General features: G+C 44.6%; 3 protein-coding genes. 1 reads left to right on the top strand and 2 read right to left on the bottom strand.

Annotated features, from left to right (window positions below):
• Positions 1-1597, bottom strand: a 1597-nt coding sequence (locus MHN01_RS18910; RefSeq protein ID WP_239412771.1) for a methyl-accepting chemotaxis protein, incomplete at its 3' end; no start/stop codon positions are given.
• Positions 1598-2199: 602 nt separating this feature from the next.
• Positions 2200-3888 carry a hypothetical protein gene (locus MHN01_RS18905; protein WP_239412770.1) on the bottom strand — a complete coding sequence of 563 codons (1689 nt, stop codon included), beginning with the start codon at positions 3886-3888 and terminating at the stop codon, positions 2200-2202.
• 3 nt (positions 3889-3891) lie between these two features.
• Between MHN01_RS18905 and MHN01_RS24740 the strand changes: the two genes are divergently transcribed.
• The coding region (locus tag MHN01_RS24740; protein ID WP_370646523.1) for a hypothetical protein at positions 3892-4008 on the top strand (117 nt) is incomplete at its 3' end.

The raw sequence follows: 4008 nt of genomic DNA, 5'->3' as shown, positions 1-4008 counted from the left end.
TATTACCCATTTCTGTTACGGCTGACTCACTGCCCGTTTTCAGAGTAGTGATCATGGTTTCAATCTCTACGGTCGAATCTTGGGTCTTCTGGGCCAGCGCACGGACTTCGTCTGCCACAACAGCAAAACCTCGACCAAACTCCCCTGCGCGTGCAGCTTCAATAGCTGCATTCAATGCCAACAAGTTGGTTTGATCGGCAATGCCTTTGATGACATCGAGAACCGAAGCAATACTTTCGCTATCATCACGAACTTGCTGAATAACACCAGCCGATTTCTCCACATCAGAAGCCAACTGGTTCATGCCCTGTACCGTACCAGCCACAAGCTCATTACCTTTCTGAGTCTGTTGGTTGGCCTGCTTAACCGCTTCTGAGGTAGAATTCGCTCGGTTGGCAACTTCCTGCGAAGTCGCATTCATCTCGGTCATTGCTGTCGCAACTTGCTCAATATCCGATTTCTGTGCATTAACCCCGGCACTGGTTTGCGTCGTCACAGCGGACAGCTCTTCTGAAGCTGTTGCAATATGGTTGATACTGTCATTGAGGCGAACCATCACCTGCTGTAAATGGCGGCTCATCGTACCGATAGCTACAAACAGATCACCGATCTCATCTTTTCGATTGACCTGAATATCAAGGGTTAAATCACCATCCGCAATTTTCTGGGTAATCGCCACCGCCTCATGCAACGGACGGACAATCTGGCGGGTAATGATCACACTAACGACAAGGCCGGCAACAATACCAAACAGGGCAAGTACAATGCTGGTAGCTTCGATGGTCCAAATATTATCAGCCAGACGGGTCTTCTGGATCTTACGGATCTCATCAGCCAGCGACTCGGCTTCACGGGCATTTACCAGCATCGCGTCATTAGCTTTTTCCATGCTGGAAGCGTAGTTGACATAATTTTTGAACGACACGGTATACTGGCTGACATTTTCCAGTACTTTGTCCGCCATTTCTTTATGCTTTGTTGTACGATAGCGACTTTTCAGCTCATTCATCAGCTGAGTCATATCCGCAATATGTTCCTCGACCCGAGTGACATATTGATTATCCAACGTTAGCATGAAGTTCTTTTCGGCACGGCGGGTCTCTAACATCCATTTGATAAGGCGATTTGCATCGTCACCCTTTTCAATTTCCAGAGCAATGCGCTCGCCTTCAGCTTGCGCTGCTATCAATGCCTGATACGCCGTTTTATGATCCTGGCGGACACTCGTTAGCAACATATCAACATCTCGGGCACGCTCTCTCATGACCTCAGATGCCTGCTGTCCTCGTTGCTTTAGATCCATGTAGTTATTGAACTCACGGTGATAGGCTCTCGTTGCTGCTATCATCCGATCCATGTTCACTTTGTCATCCTGAGCGGCCGCATTGTTTTTCTTCTCTTCTGCCAGCGAGATGAGGTCATTGACTACCTTGTTGATCCCTGAAACAGAGCTCTCAGTTCCTCTGATAACATAATTTTTCTCGTTGATACGCGCTTCTTTAATGAATTTAACCATTCGGTTTACATCATCAGCTGTATCGACATCCTTCTCTAGGGATGTAAAACCAAGAAATGCATTCATGGTTAAGAATGACATTAATATTAATATAATTCCGAAACCAAAAGATAACTTGGTTCCAACTTTTAAATTCTGGATATTAAACATCAATAGCCTTGTTGCAATGAAAGTAATGGCGCAATAAAAAATGCACACGAATTGGTTATTCGCATGCATCACATATACATATTATCAAGGCAGAATAGTATACAGTATATCAATGTATTTTTAAATTTCATTAGGCGCTATTTTTATCTATTCCAGTAAACATATTTATAATTTAACCCATACTTATCAAGCCCTATAAAATTCCTATTAGACATGCAAAACTCTCTAACAAACCAAATAAGAATAGGCTGTGAAAATAAATTAATAGGAGATTTAATCTGTAACAGAATGTAAATTAACATCCAAAAGAAATAAGCAATATGACATGAGAAAGAACTATTATCCTTGTTCTAAAGCCAACACCTTGCAACCACAAGCTAATAACATTAAATCAAATATTGATTGTTATTCCATTCATATATACATCACATTCCAACCTTAATAATAAGCTTTCACAATATATTGAATAAAAAAAGCCATTTTCACTTGTTCGGAAAATGGCTTTTTCAACCTACTTATACCCAGGCAACCTATTAGTCCCCCTCACGGTACTGCTTTTCCACTTCATCCTGCGGCTCAAACTCATCATACTCCACTGGCATAACCTCATCGGCACTAAACCTTAACGACGCAGGGACCGAGTAGTTCGGCACATTATCGTAGCTAAAAACCGAATAGTATTTTGGCAAATTGGCATTACCAAACCGATCAAAAGTATAACTGTCTTTACCGGCGTAAAGCTTCACACCATCAAACGGTGAACGTGGTGGATGAAAACTATTTCGAACCACGTACGAACCAACAAAGTCGGCGTGTTCAGGATTAGTCCACGTTAATTTGACCAAACCATTCTCCAGGCTTGCCTGTAGCTCTTGAGGAGCCTCAAGCGCCTGCTTACGCCGCTCTATATATTCAATCACCAGTTGAGGACGCTGCTCGCTGTCGATTGCCTGCCAGTTGACCAGCGCATCTTTTTGCCGCGATGCCGACGTGGCACGAATGATCAGATTGACCGTTTTTTTGTCGCGATGGAATGACTCGAGATGCTGTCTGGCCGAGCTATCAAACATAAATATCTGACGTGGCGTTTTCCCCAACTCCTGGCTGCTAACCTCGTAGCCAAGATATTCAATCTTTTCCCGGTGTTTGACGCTGCAATAATCGAGATCATCCAGCTCGGCAATTTCTGCAGTGAATCGCATGGGCTGTGATACCCCACTCAAGGACTCACTCTCAATGGCAAAATAAGCCTGAGTGATCACGATATCGGATTCATCGCTAATACAAGACAGCGAAAATGCCACCTGACCAAATACCGTGTCGCCTTCAGAATCAAACCCGCACTGCAAGTCTCCTTGCTGTAACTGAGCCGAGCTGATGGTGTGACAATCAGACGCCGCAAGCGCCAACTGATAGGGTCGACGAGTATAAATAAGGTCGAGGCAAGGACGATAATGGATCCCGCCACCAAAGCGACCATAGCCAATATCAAACTGCATCATTTGCGAATCGTTACCGAGCGGCAAACGGTCCGGACCTTGCAGTCGAAGTAGCAGCCGTCCCTTTTCAAGCTGATCCTGTATCAGCTGCTTTTCCATCGCACTAAAACGCCAGCTTTTCCAAATTCCCTGAGTCAGCTGATCAGAGTCAATCGCATCACCCAGCGTCTGCAACGGAGGTGCTTGATGGATCTCCTCATAGACAGAAAGCTCATTGATATCATCAGGATTTAGGATTGATACCGACCACTCGCCATAATTCTCAATTTTTGCCCCTACCCGATTCATCGGATACAGCGAGAACACCGCATTCTTGATAATGGCATCAGGCGGGATCCTGTCCATATCAAAAACAATTACGCCGTAGCACACTCCCTTGGTCTTATTTACCCCGATAAATAGCGAATTATGACCGAAATGTTCCGCATTATGGCTTTGAGTCAGCTCACCGACATAACCAATTTGATCCGGTTTGGGAAATAACGTAAAAGCGAACTCATCTTTTTCCAGACAGGTCTTTATTTTCACCTCAGGCGAAAACGGTGATTTTATCCGGCTCACCCGGTTTACTTTACGCAAATTGTAATAATAGCGATGGCCTGATTTTAGCTGCTTATCGATATATTCATTCTGCGAGGTAATTGCAATTAAGTTTTCCCGGGTGCAATGATATTTCGGCGACTCACTACGATATACCTGATAATAACAACCGTCATCATCCAATAAGTGCTCCCAGCACAGTATCACCTGATTGGCCGTTATCTCCCTAACCTGCCGGTTGCCAGCACATTATGGGAACCACTGCCGACCCTCAAGACAGCGGCGGCTGCCTGGATTTACGCC

Origin of the sequence: Photobacterium sp. OFAV2-7, from assembly GCF_022347985.1 — a bacterium.
In the GTDB taxonomy this organism is placed as follows: Bacteria; Pseudomonadota; Gammaproteobacteria; order Enterobacterales; family Vibrionaceae; genus Photobacterium.
This window is presented reverse-complemented; position numbering and strand designations above follow the sequence as displayed.